The 18,133-nt window shown below is 64.5% G+C and carries 10 protein-coding genes and 3 rRNA genes; 7 read left to right on the top strand and 6 right to left on the bottom strand.

All coding sequences use genetic code 11. The features are described 5' to 3' along the window. Window positions 1-81: 81 nt before the first annotated feature. Window positions 82-1,134, bottom strand: a complete 1,053-nt coding sequence (locus ABRP18_RS01470; RefSeq protein ID WP_349885342.1) for a hypothetical protein — start codon at window positions 1,132-1,134, stop codon at window positions 82-84. A 100-nt stretch (window positions 1,135-1,234) separates the two neighbouring features. Between ABRP18_RS01470 and ABRP18_RS01475 the strand changes: the two genes are divergently transcribed. From ABRP18_RS01475 to rrf, 4 genes are all read left to right on the top strand, one after another. Then, on the top strand, window positions 1,235-1,741 hold the full coding sequence (locus ABRP18_RS01475; RefSeq protein ID WP_349885343.1) for a hypothetical protein: 507 nt from the start codon (window positions 1,235-1,237) through the stop codon (window positions 1,739-1,741). Between the two features lie 530 nt (window positions 1,742-2,271). Beyond that, window positions 2,272-3,795: ribosomal RNA gene (locus ABRP18_RS01480) — 16S ribosomal RNA — on the top strand. Between the two features lie 417 nt (window positions 3,796-4,212). Beyond that, window positions 4,213-7,317, top strand: a 23S ribosomal RNA gene (locus ABRP18_RS01485). A 108-nt stretch (window positions 7,318-7,425) separates the two neighbouring features. Next, a 5S ribosomal RNA gene (gene rrf / locus ABRP18_RS01490) occupies window positions 7,426-7,542 on the top strand. The 16S, 23S and 5S rRNA genes sit together here, the layout of an rRNA operon. 122 nt (window positions 7,543-7,664) lie before the next feature. Here rrf and ABRP18_RS01495 read toward each other — a convergent pair. Beyond that, a complete protein-coding gene (locus ABRP18_RS01495) occupies window positions 7,665-8,441 on the bottom strand; it encodes an IclR family transcriptional regulator (RefSeq protein ID WP_374168978.1) in 777 nt (258 codons plus the stop codon). Window positions 8,442-8,550: 109 nt separating this feature from the next. On the opposite strand from ABRP18_RS01495, the gene hutH reads away from it, so the two are divergent. From hutH to hutI, 3 genes are read left to right on the top strand one after another with little or no spacing between them, the layout of a single operon-like run. Further along, window positions 8,551-10,092, top strand: a complete 1,542-nt coding sequence (gene hutH / locus ABRP18_RS01500) for a histidine ammonia-lyase (protein WP_349885379.1) — start codon at window positions 8,551-8,553, stop codon at window positions 10,090-10,092. Beyond that, window positions 10,085-11,764 (top strand): urocanate hydratase, encoded by a 1,680-nt coding sequence (gene hutU, locus ABRP18_RS01505; protein WP_349885381.1) that lies wholly within the window; start codon window positions 10,085-10,087, stop codon window positions 11,762-11,764. Before hutH ends, hutU begins: the two co-directional genes overlap by 8 nt. Window positions 11,765-11,776: 12 nt before the next feature. After that, on the top strand, window positions 11,777-12,961 hold the full coding sequence (gene hutI, locus ABRP18_RS01510; protein WP_349885383.1) for an imidazolonepropionase: 1,185 nt from the start codon (window positions 11,777-11,779) through the stop codon (window positions 12,959-12,961). Window positions 12,962-13,004: 43 nt separating this feature from the next. Here the strand turns inward: hutI and ABRP18_RS01515 are convergent, their stop codons facing one another. From ABRP18_RS01515 to ABRP18_RS01530, 4 genes are read right to left on the bottom strand one after another with little or no spacing between them, the layout of a single operon-like run. Next, entirely contained in the window at window positions 13,005-14,870 is a 1,866-nt protein-coding gene (locus ABRP18_RS01515; RefSeq protein ID WP_349885384.1) for a glycogen debranching N-terminal domain-containing protein, read from the bottom strand. Beyond that, a complete protein-coding gene (locus tag ABRP18_RS01520; protein ID WP_113680247.1) occupies window positions 14,867-15,709 on the bottom strand; it encodes a carbohydrate ABC transporter permease in 843 nt (280 codons plus the stop codon). The genes ABRP18_RS01515 and ABRP18_RS01520 overlap by 4 nt, the downstream gene beginning before the upstream one ends. Continuing rightward, window positions 15,706-16,800: a carbohydrate ABC transporter permease gene (locus ABRP18_RS01525; protein WP_045262335.1), complete on the bottom strand. Its 1,095-nt coding sequence runs from the start codon at window positions 16,798-16,800 to the stop codon at window positions 15,706-15,708. The genes ABRP18_RS01520 and ABRP18_RS01525 overlap by 4 nt, the downstream gene beginning before the upstream one ends. 2 nt (window positions 16,801-16,802) lie before the next feature. Beyond that, entirely contained in the window at window positions 16,803-18,053 is a 1,251-nt protein-coding gene (locus ABRP18_RS01530) for an extracellular solute-binding protein (protein WP_349885385.1), read from the bottom strand. Between the last annotated feature and the right edge of the window lie 80 nt (window positions 18,054-18,133).

An 18,133-nucleotide genomic window follows, 5' to 3' on the forward strand; every position in this document is an offset into this window, starting at 1 on the left:
GAGGCCGTAGCCTCGGTCAGCGGCGAAGCTCCCCCCTCGCTCACGGCTAGCGTATCGGGGCACACCTGAACTCTCGCTGCCTCACTCCGGGCCGTGGTTCACCCAGTCCGGACCCAGGGCCGACGACGTCAACTCGACCTCCGGCAGCCAGAGGGAGAGAGGGAGTAGCTCGTTCACGGCATTGATCGTCTCGTTGCGCGAATCGTCCAGCCTGTCGGCAAGAAGCAGAAAGCGCCGTCTGTCCCGCTGGGGGATTCTGTCTAGCGAATTGCCGAGGTCGGGGACGGAGGAGAACTCTCGAGCAAGCTGCCTGAAGTCGAAGTTCACGGCGCTCATCCTGCGCCGGATCACATCCACCGCCTGCGGGTCGAGCGGCTCCGTACAGTGCACGACGTTCGGCACCCCGAGGGCCTCACGCGTGATCAACCGACGGCCACGTAGCGACTTCGTGATTCCCTTCAAGGCGTCTTTCAGCTCCTGCATCGAGGATTCGCGACCCACCGATGCGCGGAACGCCTCGCGGTCGAACACCTTGTGGATGAACTCTTCGGGATTTGGGTCCTCGACCCATCGGACGATCGGCGGTTGTGAATATCCACTCGTGTTCGCGACGTGGGCGAGGGCGCCGTCGAACGCTTTTCGGTTCGGGGATCGCGCTTCGAACAGCTCGTAGAACTTCTCGGCGAAGAGTCGCGCCCCGGCGTCGTCGACTTTCCGGTTCGCTCCGATGAACCAGCCGCCCTGGGGGATAAGGTGCGGCGCCCACTGCGAGGTCTCGCATCCATTCAGGAACACACCATTAAGGCTTTGCGCGTCGCGAAGCGCGGCGTGCAGCTCGCGCGGCGTCGCGGTGGAGGCGATAGGCCACCCTTGTTGGTCACGCCCGGCTACTACGAGACTTCCGCGCTTGCCATGCCCGATGAAGTGGAACACGTGAGGATCGAAGTCGCGTATCGCGGACTCGAGATCCTCCCAAGGCTCGTCAGCCCTGACCTGGACGTCAAACCTCTCACCGGTGTTGAGGTGCTCAAGCATCTGTGCTTCGATCGGCGCCTCAAGGAGATCGCGCGCAAGGTGAAGCTGGGCCCACACGAGCACCCGAGTCCGGGGGTGAGCTAATCCTCTGAGCGTCATGGCGCGAGCCTAAGCGAGCCATGCTCCCCGGGCTCGGTGGCTCTTCCCTCCCTCCACCCGCTGCGCCATCATGAGACGACCACCCACCAAGGAGGCCCTCTTGTCGCTCGCATCGACCACGCCGGCAACCACCACCACAGGTCTCCCCGGCGTCGCGATCATCGCGGAGATCCGACGCGTCCTGATCACGACCCTGGTCGCCGTCTTCGTGTACTCCTCACTCATGGTCGCCAGCCGGAGCTACTGCCCCGGCGGCATCGACGGGAGCGGCGGCTTCATCGGTGCGTCAGGACAGCCGACCGACCAAGCGCCCGTTTGCATCGACCTGACGCTCCGGCCCAGCCCTCTGGTCTACATCAGCATCGCTGCGATCGTCCTGATCACTCTCGGACGCGTGATGAAGGCGAGCGACGAACGGGCAGCCCTCAGGGCACTGAACCGCGCGGCCATCGGAATCGCGGCACTCGTGGCCGTCGCGATCGTCGTCTCCCTCGTCTGGTTCTTCCTGATCCCCATGGAGGGATTCACCTCCGACTCATGGACGGTCTTCAGCCCGTTCCCCTTCGGACACATCGACGTCACGACTACGCCAATGACCGTCGAGTGACCCACGGGGAGAGCAGGGAGGAGAAACGGATCTGTGACGCAGGTGCGCGACACGCCCGGCGGTCAGCCCTGATTTGCCCGATACCCGGGATCCGCGTAACTTATTACTTGTTCGCCCCAAACGGTTGAGCGGAGGTCCTCGGACCGGCTCCCGTCAAGCAGCTAACACCTCCCGAATCCCACACACTCTCTGAGTGAAGAGGATGAAGGTGCTGATCCGTTCCCACGGTCAGGCCGAGAAAAACTCGGACTTGACAACGGAAACGAGATCGGTAAGATAGAGAAGTTGCCCTTCGGGCCTGGCTGTGATGGCTGGGTCGTGGGAGCATCCGATCCTTGAGAACTCAACAGCGTGCACTTGTCAAATGCCAAATTATCCTCGTCTAGCTTCGGCTAGTTGAGAATTCCTTTGGATCAAAGACCAACCTCCTTGTGGGGTTGGCAATGGATGAAGTCAGCAATGAATTTGTCTCTTTGGTCAGCATCAAACTCGCTGCGTCACCGTTTTCCCGGTGGGGTATGCATTTCTTTTTTACGGAGAGTTTGATCCTGGCTCAGGATGAACGCTGGCGGCGTGCTTAACACATGCAAGTCGAACGGTGAACACGGAGCTTGCTCTGTGGGATCAGTGGCGAACGGGTGAGTAACACGTGAGCAACCTGCCCCTGACTCTGGGATAAGCGCTGGAAACGGCGTCTAATACTGGATATGTGACGTGACCGCATGGTCTGCGTCTGGAAAGAATTTCGGTTGGGGATGGGCTCGCGGCCTATCAGCTTGTTGGTGAGGTAATGGCTCACCAAGGCGTCGACGGGTAGCCGGCCTGAGAGGGTGACCGGCCACACTGGGACTGAGACACGGCCCAGACTCCTACGGGAGGCAGCAGTGGGGAATATTGCACAATGGGCGCAAGCCTGATGCAGCAACGCCGCGTGAGGGACGACGGCCTTCGGGTTGTAAACCTCTTTTAGCAGGGAAGAAGCGAAAGTGACGGTACCTGCAGAAAAAGCGCCGGCTAACTACGTGCCAGCAGCCGCGGTAATACGTAGGGCGCAAGCGTTATCCGGAATTATTGGGCGTAAAGAGCTCGTAGGCGGTTTGTCGCGTCTGCTGTGAAATCCGGAGGCTCAACCTCCGGCCTGCAGTGGGTACGGGCAGACTAGAGTGCGGTAGGGGAGATTGGAATTCCTGGTGTAGCGGTGGAATGCGCAGATATCAGGAGGAACACCGATGGCGAAGGCAGATCTCTGGGCCGTAACTGACGCTGAGGAGCGAAAGGGTGGGGAGCAAACAGGCTTAGATACCCTGGTAGTCCACCCCGTAAACGTTGGGAACTAGTTGTGGGGTCCATTCCACGGATTCCGTGACGCAGCTAACGCATTAAGTTCCCCGCCTGGGGAGTACGGCCGCAAGGCTAAAACTCAAAGGAATTGACGGGGACCCGCACAAGCGGCGGAGCATGCGGATTAATTCGATGCAACGCGAAGAACCTTACCAAGGCTTGACATATACGAGAACGGGCCAGAAATGGTCAACTCTTTGGACACTCGTAAACAGGTGGTGCATGGTTGTCGTCAGCTCGTGTCGTGAGATGTTGGGTTAAGTCCCGCAACGAGCGCAACCCTCGTTCTATGTTGCCAGCACGTAATGGTGGGAACTCATGGGATACTGCCGGGGTCAACTCGGAGGAAGGTGGGGATGACGTCAAATCATCATGCCCCTTATGTCTTGGGCTTCACGCATGCTACAATGGCCGGTACAAAGGGCTGCAATACCGCGAGGTGGAGCGAATCCCAAAAAGCCGGTCCCAGTTCGGATTGAGGTCTGCAACTCGACCTCATGAAGTCGGAGTCGCTAGTAATCGCAGATCAGCAACGCTGCGGTGAATACGTTCCCGGGTCTTGTACACACCGCCCGTCAAGTCATGAAAGTCGGTAACACCTGAAGCCGGTGGCCTAACCCTTGTGGAGGGAGCCGTCGAAGGTGGGATCGGTAATTAGGACTAAGTCGTAACAAGGTAGCCGTACCGGAAGGTGCGGCTGGATCACCTCCTTTCTAAGGAGCATCTGACACCTCCGGGTGTCCAGAACCCAGATCGAAGGCATACGTTCTTCGCTGGGAGCTCATGGGTGGAACATTTGACATGGTGCGAGGGATGTTGTTCTTCTCCAGTACGCCGCTTCGGTGGTTGGAACGGGGAGGGTGACGGATGTCGCACCTGCACGCTGTTGGGTCCTGAGGGACCGGATGCGGATCCTTTGGGATCTGGTCTGAACCTCTGGGCCTCTTTCTGTTTCTCCATGTTTGTGGGGTTGTGGATTGGGGTACCGCCCGTACTTTGAGAACTACACAGTGGACGCGAGCATCTTGCAACAGCCTTCGGGTTGTTGCACAAGATGATCTTAAAGATCATTAGTCAATTTCAGATCCCGCCTTCGGGTGGGGTCGAGTTTTTGATTCAAACTCATGTGATTTCAAGTCTTTAAGAGCAAACGGTGGATGCCTTGGCATCTGGAGCCGAAGAAGGACGTAGCAATCTGCGATAAGCCTCGGGGAACTGATAAGCAAGTTTTGATCCGAGGGTGTCCGAATGGGGAAACCCCGCTGGGCGGCGTGCCGACCTAGTGACTCCCGCCTGAATATATAGGGCGGGTAGAGGGAACGTGGGGAAGTGAAACATCTCAGTACCCACAGGAAGAGAAAGCAACCGCGATTCCGTTAGTAGTGGCGAGCGAAACCGGATCAGGCTAAACCTAGCGTGTGTGATAGCCGGCAGGCGTTGCACGTTGGGGGTTGTGGGACTTTTCAGTCATCTCTGCCGAGGTGGCGGCGTTACAAGAAGGTATAGACGAACGGTCTTGAAAGGCCGGTCATAGAGGGTGCCAACCCCGTAGTCGAAATGCCTCTCTTGGCGCGAAGAGTATCCCAAGTAGCACGGGGCCCGTGAAATCCCGTGTGAATCTGTCAGGACCACCTGATAAGCCTAAATACTCCCAGATGACCGATAGCGGACAAGTACCGTGAGGGAAAGGTGAAAAGTACCCCGGGAGGGGAGTGAAATAGTACCTGAAACCGTTTGCTTACAAACCGTTGGAGCCTCCTTAGTAGGGGTGACAGCGTGCCTTTTGAAGAATGAGCCTGCGAGTTAGCGATATGTGGCGAGGTTAACCCGTGTGGGGTAGCCGTAGCGAAAGCGAGTCTGAATAGGGCGATTCAGTCGCATGTCCTAGACCCGAAGCGAAGTGATCTATCCATGGCCAGGTTGAAGCACGTGTAAGAGCGTGTGGAGGACCGAACCCACTTAGGTTGAAAACTGAGGGGATGAGCTGTGGATAGGGGTGAAAGGCCAATCAAACTTCGTGATAGCTGGTTCTCTCCGAAATGCATTTAGGTGCAGCGTTGCGTGTTTCTTGCCGGAGGTAGAGCTACTGGATGGCCGATGGGCCCTACAAGGTTACTGACGTCAGCCAAACTCCGAATGCCGGTAAGTGAGAGCGCAGCAGTGAGACTGTGGGGGATAAGCTTCATAGTCGAGAGGGAAACAACCCAGACCACCAACTAAGGTCCCAAAGCGCGTGCTAAGTGGGAAAGGATGTGGAGTTGCTGTGACAACCAGGAGGTTGGCTTAGAAGCAGCCACCCTTGAAAGAGTGCGTAATAGCTCACTGGTCAAGTGATTCCGCGCCGACAATGTAACGGGGCTCAAGCACGCCACCGAAGTTGTGGCATTGACATTATTGGTAGGCCTTCGTGGTCCAGCCGTGTTGATGGGTAGGAGAGCGTCGTGTGGCCAGCGAAGCGGCGGTGTAAACCAGCCGTGGAGGCTACACGAGTGAGAATGCAGGCATGAGTAGCGAATGACGTGTGAGAAACACGTCCTCCGAAAGACCAAGGGTTCCAGGGTCAAGCTAATCTTCCCTGGGTAAGTCGGGACCTAAGGCGAGGCCGACAGGCGTAGTCGATGGACAACGGGTTGATATTCCCGTACCGGCGAAGAACCGCCCAAGCTAATCCAGTAGTGCTAAGTGTCTGAATCCCAGTGACTGATCCCTTCGGGGTGACGCTCTGGGCCTAGCGCACGACCCCATTCTGGTGCGGTTAGCGTATTAACAGGTGTGACGCAGGAAGGTAGCCCAAGCCAGGCGATGGTTGTCCTGGTGCAAGTGCGTAGGCCGAGTCGTAGGCAAATCCGCGATTCACATAGGCTGAGACACGATGCGGATAAAAAGTGGGTGATCCTATGCTGCCAAGAAAAGCATCGACGCGAGGTTCTAGCCGCCCGTACCCCAAACCGACTCAGGTGGTCAGGTAGAGAATACCAAGGAGATCGAGAGAATCGTGGTTAAGGAACTCGGCAAAATGCCCCCGTAACTTCGGGAGAAGGGGGGCCATCCACTTATACGGATTTACTCCGAAAAGGGTGTGGTGGCCGCAGAGACTAGTGGGTAGCGACTGTTTACTAAAAACACAGGTCCGTGCCAAGTCGCAAGACGATGTATACGGACTGACGCCTGCCCGGTGCTGGAAGGTTAAGAGGACCGGTTAGCCGCAAGGCGAAGCTGAGAATTTAAGCCCCAGTAAACGGCGGTGGTAACTATAACCATCCTAAGGTAGCGAAATTCCTTGTCGGGTAAGTTCCGACCTGCACGAATGGCGTAACGACTTCCCAACTGTCTCAACCGCGAACTCGGCGAAATTGCATTACGAGTAAAGATGCTCGTTACGCGCAGCAGGACGGAAAGACCCCGTGACCTTTACTACAGCTTGGTATTGGTGTTCGGTGTGGCTTGTGTAGGATAGGTGGGAGACTTTGAAGCATGGACGCTAGTTCGTGTGGAGTCATTGTTGAAATACCACTCTGGTCACTCTGGATATCTAACTTCGAACCGTAATCCGGTTCAGGGACAGTGCCTGGTGGGTAGTTTAACTGGGGCGGTTGCCTCCCAAAAAGTAACGGAGGCGCCCAAAGGTTCCCTCAACCTGGTTGGCAATCAGGTGTCGAGTGTAAGTGCACAAGGGAGCTTGACTGTGAGACTGACAGGTCGAGCAGGGACGAAAGTCGGGACTAGTGATCCGGCAGTGGCTTGTGGAAGCGCTGTCGCTCAACGGATAAAAGGTACCTCGGGGATAACAGGCTGATCTTGCCCAAGAGTCCATATCGACGGCATGGTTTGGCACCTCGATGTCGGCTCGTCGCATCCTGGGGCTGGAGTAGGTCCCAAGGGTTGGGCTGTTCGCCCATTAAAGCGGTACGCGAGCTGGGTTTAGAACGTCGTGAGACAGTTCGGTCCCTATCCGCTGCGCGCGTAGGAAATTTGAGAGGATCTGACCCTAGTACGAGAGGACCGGGTTGGACGAACCTCTGGTGTGTCAGTTGTTCCGCCAGGAGCACCGCTGATTAGCTACGTTCGGGATGGATAACCGCTGAAAGCATCTAAGCGGGAAGCCGGCCTCAAGATGAGATTTCCATACCTTCGGGTGAGAGGCTCCCAGCCAGACTACTGGGTTGATAGGCCAGATGTGGAAGTGCAGTAATGCATGCAGCTGACTGGTACTAATAAGCCGATGACTTGATAACACACCGTTTGTTGGTGCTACGCGTCCACTGAGTGGTTCTCGATGTACGGTCGAGAACCGCATAACAACAATGACTTTGTTATGTGTTTGATTGAAACATCAATAGTGTTTCGGCGGCCATAGCGTGAGGGAAACGCCCGGTTACATTCCGAACCCGGAAGCTAAGCCTCACAGCGCCGATGGTACTGCAGGGGGGACCCTGTGGGAGAGTAGGACACCGCCGGACTCCTTTTAGACAAGAAAGCCACCCAATGCTGGGTGGCTTTCTTGCGTTGTGCTCCATGCAAGCACGAAGAGCCATCCCTCGCGGGTGGCTCTTCTGCGTTAACGCGACCGTGGCCGCACGGCTCAGCGCTTCAAGCGCGCCTCGAGCATGGCGGCGCACTCCCGCACAGCGGCAGCGAGCAGTTCCTCATCCAGATCCGCACGGCCCCACGTCACCGCCACCGCAGCAACAGGCCACCCCGCCGCGTCGAGCACCGCCGCACCCACACTGCGCAAGCCGTCCGCGATCTCACTGTTCTCCGTCGCATACCCCCGGGACCGGACATCCCGGAGAAGCTCACGCAGTTCGCGGGGTGTCCGCGGGCCGAGGCCGGTGCGGTCGGGGAATGCCGAGACGTCCGGGTAGAGCGCCCGGACCTGTTCCCGGGGGAGCGCTGCTAACATCGCGCGGCCCGAAGCCGTGAGGTGCGCCGGAAGCCGCACGCCCACGTCCGTCACCAACGCGGGCCTTCGAGGTGCGCGTTCCTCGACGATGTACAGCACGTCCCCACCGCTCATCACCGCCAGGTGCGCGCTCTCCCCCAGCCGGTCAGAAAGAGCCGCCACCAAAGGTCGGCCTCGTCGCGCCAGAGGCTGTTGCCGGGTGTACCCGCCGGCGAGCTCGAAAGCCGAAGTACCCAGCCCCCAGCGTCTCTCTTCGCGCAGGTGCAGCACGAAGCCGTGAGCGGCCAAGGTGGTCAGCAGGTGATAGACCGTCGACCGCGGCAGCTCGAGCTCGCGCGCGATCGCCGACGCCGCCACGGGGGCCGGCCGTCCGGCGAGATAGCTCAGGATGCGGAGCGTGTTCTCCGCCGCAGGCACCTGCGCGGTCGGCGCGTCGGACACCGGGACGTCCGCCACCCGTGCCTGCGTCCCCGGTGCCTGAGCGCTCGTCGTTTTGTCTGGGATCACAGACACAGCATCTCATGAACGGGTGTCCCGCATGACCCGTCGGGTGTGGAATCGAACCATGACCGAACTCGCCCCCGTGCTGGTCGGAGCGGCCCCGCTGTCGCCCGCCGATGTCGTCGCCGTCGTCCGTCACGATGCCCCCGTGCAGCTCGACGCCGAAGCCCTCGCCCGCGTCGCCGAGACCCGCCGTGTGATCGACGGCCTCGCCGCCGACCCGAACCCGCACTACGGTGTCTCCACCGGATTCGGTGCTCTGGCGACCACCTTCATCGCCCCCGACCGTCGCCTGCAGCTGCAGGCCAGTCTGATCCGCTCGCACGCCGCGGGCACCGGCGCCGAGGTCGAGCGCGAGGTCGTCCGCGGACTCCAGTTGCTGCGCCTGCAGACCCTCGCTTCCGGGCGAACCGGCGTGCGCCCGGTCGTGGTCGAGACCTACGCCGCCCTGCTCAACGAGGGCATCACCCCCGTCGTGCGCGAGTACGGCTCGCTCGGTTGCTCCGGCGACCTCGCCCCTCTCGCGCACATCGCCCTGGCCGCGATGGGCGAAGGCGACGTGCGTGACGCATCCGGCGCACTGGTCCCCGCAGCTGACGCCCTGGCTGCCGCGGGCATCGAGCCGCTCACCCTCGTCGAGAAGGAGGGGCTCGCGCTCATCAACGGCACCGACGGCATGCTCGGCATGCTTGTGCTCGCCCTGCATGACCTCGAGACGCTCCTGCTCACCGCCGACATCGCCGCGGCCATGTCGGTCGAGTCGCAGCTCGGCACCGACGCCGTGTTCGCCGCCGACCTGATGGCCCTCCGCGCACAGACGGGCCAGGCCGAGTCCGCGGCCAATCTCCGCGCCTTCCTCGGCGACTCCCCCATGGTCGCGAGCCACAAGGGCCCGGATGACGGCCGCGTGCAGGACGCCTACTCGCTGCGCTGCTCGCCCCAGGTGCACGGCGCCGCCCGCGACACCCTCGCCCACGCGACGCTGATCGCCGGACGCGAGCTCGCCAGCGTGATCGACAACCCCGTCATCACCTTCGACGGGCGCATCGAGTCGAACGGCAACTTCCACGGGGCTCCGGTCGCCGCTGTGCTCGACTTCCTCGCGATCTCGGTCGCCGACGTCGCCTCGGTCTCCGAGCGTCGCACCGACCGCGCACTCGACCCGGCCCGCAGCCACGGACTCCCGCCGTTCCTCGCGGACGAGGTCGGCGTCGACTCCGGCCTCATGATCGCGCAGTACGCGGCAGCCGGCATCGTCTCCGAGCTCAAGCGTCTCGCCGTCCCCGCCTCGGTCGACTCGATCCCGTCGTCCGCCATGCAGGAGGACCACGTGTCGATGGGATGGGCCGCCGCCCGCAAGCTGCGCCGCGCGATCGACGGCCTCGGCCGCGTGCTCGCCATCGAGATCCTCACCGGCGCCCGCGCCCTCGATCTGCGCGCGCCGTTGCAGGCGGGGCCCGCGACCGGAGCCGTTCGTGACCTGGTCCGCACCGTCGCCGCCGGTCCTGGACCCGACCGCTTCCTGTCCCCGGACATGGAAGCCGTCACCGCCCTCGTCCAGTCGGGCGACGTCGCCCGCATCGCAAAGGAGCACACTCATGGCTGAGAACGTCTCATCAGAAAGCACCGCTTCCGGATCGCGAGTCGTCCGCGCTGCCCGTGGCAACCAGCGCACCGCGAAGAGCTGGGGCGCCGAAGCCGCCAAGCGCATGCTCATGAACAACCTCGACCCCGAGGTCGCCGAGCACCCGGAAGACCTGGTCGTCTACGGCGGCACGGGCAAGGCCGCCCGCAGCTGGGAGGCCTACGACGCGATCGTGCGCACCCTCGACGAGCTCGAACCGGACGAGACCCTGCTCGTGCAGTCGGGCAAGCCGGTCGGCGTGTTCCGCACCAACGAGTGGGCCCCGCGCGTGCTCATCGCCAACTCGAACCTGGTCGGCGACTGGGCGACGTGGCCTGAGTTCCGCAAGCTCGAAGAGCTGGGGCTCATCATGTACGGACAGATGACGGCCGGTTCGTGGATCTACATCGGCACGCAGGGCATCCTGCAGGGCACGTACGAGACCTTCGCCGCCGTGGCCCGCTCGCTCGGCCGCGACTCGCTGCGCGGCACCCTGACCCTCACCGGCGGCGCCGGGGGAATGGGCGGCGCTCAGCCGCTCGCGGTGACCCTGAACGACGGGGCGGTTCTGATCGTCGACGTCGACGAGTCGCGCCTCGCTCGCCGCGTGGAACACGGCTACCTCGACGAGTACACGACCGATCTCGACGCGGCCGTCGCCCGCGTGGTCGCCGCCAAGGACGCCGGGGAGGCCCTCTCGGTCGGTGTGGTCGGCAACGCGGCCGAGGTGTTCCCCGAGCTGCTGCGCCGCGGGGTGCCGATCGACATCGTGACCGACCAGACCAGCGCCCACGACCCGCTCGCCTACCTCCCGCTCGGCACCTCGGTGGCGGACTGGAAGGCCGAGGCCGAGCGCGACCCGGAGGACTTCACCCGCCGCTCCCGCGCATCGATGGCAGCGCACGTGGAGGCGATGGTCGCGTTCCAGGACGCGGGCGCCGCGGTGTTCGACTACGGCAACTCGATCCGCGCCGAAGCGCAGCTGGGCGGGTTCGACCGGGCATTCGAGTTCCCCGGATTCGTGCCGGCCTACATCCGCCCGCAGTTCGAAGAGGGACGAGGGCCGTTCCGCTGGGCTGCGCTCTCGGGTGACCCGGAAGACATCTACAAGACCGACCGGGCGATCGCCGAACTCTTCCCCGAAGACGCCGCCCTGCACCGCTGGCTCGAGAAAGCCGGGGAGAAGGTGCACTTCGAAGGGCTTCCCGCCCGCATCTGCTGGCTCGGCTACAAGGAGCGCCACCTCGCCGGACTCAAGTTCAACGAGATGGTCGCCTCGGGCGAGCTCTCGGCTCCTATCGTGATCGGTCGCGATCACCTCGACTCCGGCTCAGTGGCATCGCCCTACCGCGAGACCGAGGCGATGAAGGACGGCTCCGACGCCATCGCCGACTGGCCCCTGCTGAACGCCCTGCTCAACACGGCGTCCGGTGCCTCCTGGGTGTCGCTGCACCACGGCGGCGGCGTCGGCATCGGCCGCTCGATCCACGCCGGTCAGGTGACGGTGGCCGACGGTTCTGACCTCGCCGCCCAGAAGCTGGAGCGCGTGCTGACGAACGACCCCGGCACCGGTGTGATGCGCCACGTCGACGCCGGCTACGAGCACGCCCGCGAGGTCGCCCGCGAGCGCGGCCTGAACGTGCCGATGCTCTGAGAGGGTGAGGACATGTCGACGCTCATCACGAACATCGCGGAACTGACGACGAACGTCGCGACAGCTGATGACCGCACCGGGACGCTGGCCGACGCAGCGGTGCTGATCGAGGGCGAGCGAATCGCCTGGGTGGGTGCCGCAGCAGAGGCACCGGAAGCCGACGAGGTCGTGGACGCCGCCGGGCGTGCGATGATTCCCGGATTCGTCGACAGCCACAGCCACCTCGTCTTCGGGGGCGACCGCGCCGTCGAGTTCGAGGCGCGCATGGCGGGGCAGAAGTACGCGGCCGGCGGCATCCGCTCGACCGTCGCGGCCACCCGCGCCGCGAGCGACGACGAGCTGCGCGCGCGACTGCGCGGCTTCCTCGACGAGATGCTCGCGCAGGGCACGACGACCGTCGAGATCAAGAGCGGCTACGGCCTGAGCGTCGCCGACGAGGAGCGACTGGTGCGCCTGGCGGCAGAGGTGACGCCCGAGGTGACCTTCCTCGGCGCACACGTCGTGCCCGCCGAGTACGCCGACCGCTCGGACGAGTACGCCGACCGCTCGGACGAGTACGTCGACCTGGTGACCGGGCCCATGCTCGAAGCCTGCGCCCCGTACTCGAAGTCGATCGACGTGTTCTGCGAGACGGGCGCCTTCACGGTCGCGCAGTCGCGGCGGGTGCTGGAAGCCGGCATCGCGCGCGGACTCGCCCCCCGCGTGCATGCGAGCCAGCTCGGTCCAGGAGAGGGCGTGCGTCTGGCCGTCGAGCTCGGTGCGGCCTCGATCGACCACGGCACCTATCTGACGGACGCCGACATCGACGCGCTCGCCGGCTCCGACACCGTGCTCACCCTGCTGCCGGGGGTGGAGTTCTCGACGCGGCAGCCGTATCCGAACGCCCGACGCCTGATCGACGCCGGAGTGACCGTGGCGCTGGCCTGCGACACAAACCCGGGGTCGAGCTTCACCTCGTCGATGCCGTTCTGCATCGCCGTGGCCGTGCGCGACATGGGGATGACCCCGGCCGAGGCCGTGTGGGCCGCGACGGCGGGCGGGGCGAAGGCACTGCGCCGCGAAGACGTCGGCGTGATCGCGCCCGGGGCCAGAGCCGACCTCGTGCTGCTGAAGGCGCCGACCCGCATCCACCTCGCCTACCGGCCGGGCGTTCCCCTCGTCGACACCGTCTGGAAGGACGGACGAGCGATCGGCTGAGGCTCGCAGGTGCTCGCCCGATCGCTCGTCCGATCCGTCCGGGTCAGCCCAAGGCTTGCGTCACCACGACTGCTGCGGCGGCCGACCACGCCTGCGGGCGGCACGCGGCGGGGTAGGGAAGGGGCGCGCCGCCGGGCACGCGCGCATCACCTGCGTGCAGCTCGGGCACGCGGTAGTCGAAGCTCTCCGCCAGGTCGAGCAGCTGCTCGGCGACCACTCGTGCTTCGGCATCGAGCCCGGCGCGGATCATGCCGTGCACGGCGATCGCGGTGTCGTGCGCCCACACGCTGCCACCGTGATAGCTGAGCGGCCAGTATCCGGCAGCGTCGGTCGACATGGTGCGGATGCCGTAGCCGCTCGACATGCTCGGCGCGGTCAGCAGCGCGGCGCAGGCCCGCTCCTCCTCGGGGTCGAGGATGCCGGTGCCGATCAGGTGTCCGATGTTGCTGGTGAGGGTGTCGACCGGGGCGCCGTGGGCGTCGAGGGCGATCGCGGGGTAGCGGCCCTCTGGCGTGGTGATCCAGTACGCAGCGCGGAAACGTTCGCGCAGGTCGGCAGCCCACGCCCGCAGCTCAGCGCCGCCGGGTTCGCCGAACGTGTCGAGCAGATCCGCGCCGCGCACAGCAGCCTCGTACGCATAGCCCTGCACCTCGCTGAGCGCGATGGGGCCCTCGGCCAAGCGCCCGTCGCGCCACTGGATCGAGTCGCCGGAGTCCTTCCAGCCCTGGTTCGCGAGTCCGTGGCCCGACTCGTCCGCATAGTCGATGAAGCCGCTGCCCGAGGCATCGCCGTGCACCGTCATCCAGGTCAACGCGGCGCGAAGTGCCGGGAGCAGTGCCCGCACCTCTCGCTCGGGCATGCCCTCGGCGTGGGCGTCGGCGAGCAGACAGATCCAGAGCGGGGTCGCATCCACCGTGCCGTAGTAGAGCGGCGGCAGGTGCACGCCCTCGTTCGGCAACGACAGGGCGCCGCTGCGCAGCTCATGCGCGATCTTGCCCGGAGCCTCGGCCGTCGAGGCGTCGTGCCCGGTGCCCTGGAGCCGGGCCAGCACCCGCAGCGTCGAGGCCGCCATGTCGGGGTCGACCGCGAGGGCGAGGCGGGCTGCCCAGAGCGAGTCCCGACCGAAGAGAGTGAAGAACCAGGGGGCTCCTGCGGCGTAGAACGCGTCGTCCGGATGGTCGGGCAGCGCGAGGCGGAGCGCAGAGAGGTCGGCGGTCGCCTGCGCCATCCAGCGGGCAGCGCGCGAATCCGCGGGGACGGCGGGCTGCGGAGCCCGCGACGGACGGGCAGCGGTGACGACGAGCGTCGGGTCGTCGAGGTCGACCGCCCAGCCGAGGGCGACGGATCCGCGTGGCGGCACCACCGCATCCCACCGCAGCACCAGGGCCTCCCCGTCCTGCGTCACCGCGGCTTCGGGAGCGGTGAGCGTGAACGACGCCTCGCCTGCACGGCAGATGGATCCGTCCCAGCTCCACGTCGCCTCGGTACCCAGCCCCGCCTTGACCTCCTGCATCGGCGCGAAGTCCGGGAGCACCCGCACTGTCACCGCTGTGGCGACCGGTGCGTCGAGGTGGGAGGTGATCGTGATCCGCTCCGAGAACGCACCGGCGGCGACCCGGCGATCGCGGTCCATCCGCACCTTCGGGTCGGCCGATTCGTCGTCGAGCCCGCGCAGCAGGTCGGTCAGCACCGTCTGCTGCGGCACCGCCGACACGCACCCGATGGACTCGAGCGCGGTGCCGTCGACGGTGATCTCGATGCTCCGGATGTGCCGGACGTCGCCGTGGTAGATCCCGTGGATCGGTGCGGTGCCCATGCGGCCGATGTCGTCGGACCAGGCCTGGGTCGGCGCCTCGAGCATGATCACGGCGTCGTCCAGCAGCGGCTGGAGGGGCGGGGTGGGGGTCATTCCTTGACGGCTCCTTCTGTGGAGTTCATGATGCGGCGCTGGAAGACGAAGAACATCACGGCGACGGGGATCGTCATGATGAGCGCGGCCGCCAGCTTGAGCGGATACTGGGTGCCCTGGCTGAGTCCACCGCTGGCGAGGGACGCGACGCCCTTGGTCAGGGTGGTCAGGGCAGGGTCGTTGGTCGACACGATGAAGTGGCTGAGCTCGTTCCAGGAACCCTGGAACGACAGGATCACGATCGTCACGAGCGCGGGCGTCGCCATCGGCAGCACCACCGACCAGAACAGTCGGAACGTGCCGGCGCCGTCGATGCGCGCCTGCTCCTCGACCGACTCGGGGATGGACTCGAAGAAGTTCTTCATGATGAACACCCCGGCCGCATCGACGAGCAGCGGCAGGATCATCCCGGCGTAGGAGTTGAAGATGCCGAGCTGGTTGATCACGAGGAACTTGGGGATGAGCAGCACCACGGTGGGAACCGACATCACCGCCACGAGTGCCGCGAAGACGACACCGCGTCCGCGGAAGCGCAGTCGGGCGAGTGCGTACCCGGCGAGCGAGTTGAAGAAAACCCGACCCGCGGTGACGAAGATCGTCACGATCGCGCTGTTCACGAACCACGACGGGAAGTCGGAGTTGCGGAACAGGCGCTCGTACGCCGCGAACGTCCAGACGTCGGGGATCAGCGTGATCCCGCTGGACGCGGCATCCTCATCGGTCTTGAAGCTCGTCGCGACCTGGATCAGGAACGGGTAGATGTAGATGATCGCGAGGATGATCAACAGCGCGTAGAGGGCGATCTGCCAGGTCAGCTGCTTCGACGAGAGCCGTCTCATGACGATGCTCCCTTCGACGACTGGTACGCGCGGATGCGACGCTTCGACACCGGCCGGTCGCGCAGCACCCAGCGCTGCAGGAGCGTGAAGATCACGATGATGACGAACAGGATGAACGCGATCGCCGCGCCCTGCCCCCACTCCTGGTTCTGGAACGCCGTCTGGTACGAGAGGTAGGCCGGGGTGAGCGTGGTCTTGCTCGGCGCTCCCCGCGTGCCCGTGTAGATCTGGTCGAACACCTGCCAGCAGCCGATGAGGCCGAGGGTCAGCACGGTGAACAGGGTCGGGCGCAGCTGGGGGAGCGTGATGCGCCAGAAGCGCTGCCAGCCGTTCGCGCCGTCCATCATGGCCGCTTCATCGACGTCGGCGCCGAGGTTCTGGAGACCGGCGAGGAAGATGAGCATGAACGTGCCGGAGGTCGTGAAGATGGCCATCAGGATGTACGCGCTCATCGCGACGGACGGACCGGCGAGCCACTCCCACCACGACACTCCGAGTGTGCCGCCCTGGGTGAGCGCCGCGGGACCGGCATCGACGCCGACCGTGCCGAGTGCCAGATGCAGGATGCCGCGCGGATCGTTGAACCAGTTGGGCCCGTTGATGCCGAACCAGGAGAGCACGTCGTTGACGGCGCCGCTGGAGGTGAAGAGGAACATCCACAGGACCGTGATCGCGACGGTGCTGGTCACGGAGGGGAAGTAGTAGGCGGTGCGGAAGAAGCCGCGGCCGCGGAGCATGGCGCGGTTGACGAGGATCGCGAGGAACAGGGCGAGCGCGGTCTGCAGCGGGACCACGAGCAGCACGTACCAGGCGTTGTTGCGCAGTGCGGTGCCGAAGTCCTTGGTCGCGAGACCGCCGTCGGTGAGGACGGCCGAGAAGTTGTCGGCGCCGACGAACGAGACCGATCCGGAGAGGGGGCTGCCGCGGCCGCCCCAGTCGGAGACGCTCACCCACAGCGCCATGAGCACCGGGATGAGGAGGAAGACACCGAGGATCACGATCACCGGCGCCGTGAACAGCCATCCGGCTGCCGCCTCGCCGCGGCGGAGCCCGGAGGCCCCACCGCGGCGAGACGCTGCCTTGACCGCCATGGTTACTCGACGACCGCTTCGAGGTTCGACTGGACGGAGTCGAGGATCGTCTTCGGGTCGGCTGTCTTCAGCGACTCGAGCTGCGAGTTGAAGTCGGCGATGACATCGGCGGTTCCGGCCTGGTTCGGCGGGAACTGCGCGTACTCCGCGCCGGCGAGGAACGGTGCGAGCTCCGGATTCGCCGAGGTCCACTCGTCAGCGGCCGACTTGATCGACGGCATCGGGCCGAACGCCTTCGAGAACGCCAGCTGGCTGTCGGCGCTCGTCAGGTACTCGACCAGTTCGAGGGCGGCCTGCTGGTTCGGGCTGTCGGCAGCCATGCCCCAGCAGTTCGTGAACTGCAGCGTGCCCTTGCCGCCCGCGCCCTCGGGGAGCTCGGCGACCGTGTACTCGAGGCTGCTGTAGTCGTTCGACAGCGCTCCGGTGATCCAGTTGCCCTCGATGACCATCGCGGCGGACTGCTTGCCCAGGGCCTCGCCGCCCCAGCCGGCCCCGACGTCCTTGGCGTAGGCGAAGGTGCCGTCGACCAGGTGCGACTTCACGTAGTCGAGGGCCTCGACGTTGGCGGCGTCGTCGGCGATGACCGTGCCGTCGTCGACGAGACCGCCACCGGCCTGGGCCATGAAGACGCCGACGCGCTGGTACTCGGCGCCGAAGGCCAGGCCCACGTGATCGGCGGTCGTGAGCTTCTGCGCCACGGCGGAGAGGTCGTCCCAGGTCTTCGGGAGGTCGGCGTCGGTGAGGCCGGCGTCGGTCCACATCTGCGTGTTGATGATGAGTGAGAGCGTCGAGAAGTCCTTGGGCGCGCAGTAGAACGTGCCGTCGACCGTGAAGTTCTCGACGAGCGACGGGTAGAAGTCGTCCTTGTTGGAGAGCTGGTCGCCGTAGGCCTTGAGCGATCCGTTGGCGGCGTAGCCGGAGGCCTGGTCGGTGGAGAGGTAGAACAGGTCGGCGGGGTCGCCGGCGGCGAAGCCCTGCGACAGCTCCTGGTCGAGGTTGCTCGCGGTCTGCAGCTTCACCTTCGTACCGGACTCGGCCGACCACGCGTCGACAGCCGACTGCACGGCCGCGGTCTCGGCGTCGCCGGAGGAGCCGATCAGCACCGTGAGCGCGTCGTCGGAGGAGGTGAGCCCCTCGCCGTCGGCCTTGGTGTCGTCTCCGGCGAAACCGGAGCCGCAGCCGGTGAGCACGAGCGCGCTCGTGAGCAGCACCGCCCCGGTGCCGAGGACTGCGCGAGTGGTGTGCCGTGTCATGGTCTCTCTCCTTTGATGAGTCACTGCGGGTTCGATGGATCTCTGGCGACGGTCTCGGGAGGACCGTGCGGGATCGACGC

It is taken from the genome of Microbacterium sp. WHRI 7836 (genome assembly GCF_040223885.2).
GTDB classification, from domain to species: Bacteria; Actinomycetota; Actinomycetes; order Actinomycetales; family Microbacteriaceae; genus Microbacterium; species Microbacterium oxydans.